1 protein-coding gene and 1 pseudogene are annotated in these 901 nt (G+C 33.0%); both read right to left on the minus strand.

Annotation, left to right across the window (positions count from 1 at the left end; genetic code table 11):
- Window positions 1-187, minus strand: a pseudogene (locus FPQ13_RS13185) (phage portal protein); the annotation flags it as partial.
- 10 nt (window positions 188-197) lie between these two features.
- Window positions 198-901 (minus strand): PBSX family phage terminase large subunit (locus tag FPQ13_RS13190; protein ID WP_144089745.1); only part of this gene is annotated, 704 nt, incomplete at its 5' end.

Consider the following 901-nt stretch of genomic DNA (forward strand, 5'->3'; position numbering starts at 1 on the left):
ACACTTTCAATCTAGGTCGTTGGTAATCCATGTGATGTTCAATGCATTTACTTACTTCATTAACGTTTTGTAATAAATCGGATTCCGTCCCGTCATATGTGTAAACAACATTGGCTTCATCATTAAATAAGTAATTTATGTTTCCCCGTAGATCTGTATCTGTTTCAAATTCGTTTACTTTTAACATTTGTTCCCTCCTATAATCCTAGAGATTTTATTGTGTCAACTTTCGAACTGACATTTGTGCGTTTTCTAACCGGTCTGTAGAATCGTTCCACTGAATAACGCAACGAATCGATACAATGATTGTATGTATCTACTGGTTCATTGGTATATTCACCTGTATCTTTGTCCTTTTGCCATGTGTAGTTGTCAAACTCTTCAATAGTCTTGAAACAACGTTCATCAACAATGATTTCAAATTGCATTAAGAATTGTAACCCTTGTACAACCGAGCCCTTCCCTTTTTTGGTTGGTAAAATCCTTTTAAGCCCTAGATTCCTTAATTCAGCTATACTTTTTTGTTCTGCACTATCTGCTGTAATTTCTTCTTTAGCATAACCAAGTTGCTTTATGACATTAGCTATTTCATCATTCAGCATACCTTGTTTAACATACTCTTCAATGATGTATAACTTCTTTTTCTTTACATCTATTTTAGAATGTATAAAAGCACTAGGATCATTAACGTAGCCAAAGTCCAATCCAAAATAAGAAGGTAAATGTCTTAACTCATCTTTATTTATTAAACGTTTTTCATACTTAGGGAAAACCAATTTGTCTAGTGTAGCAAATTCACCTAACGCATAAATTTTGTAATATGCTGGATTACGATTTGCTAACAACTCTAAGTTTTGTCGTGTCATTTCATCAAGAAACTTATTATCTCGATAACTAGATT

It is taken from the genome of Allobacillus salarius (assembly GCF_007559425.1).
GTDB classification, from domain to species: Bacteria; Bacillota; Bacilli; order Bacillales; family Alkalibacillaceae; genus Allobacillus; species Allobacillus salarius.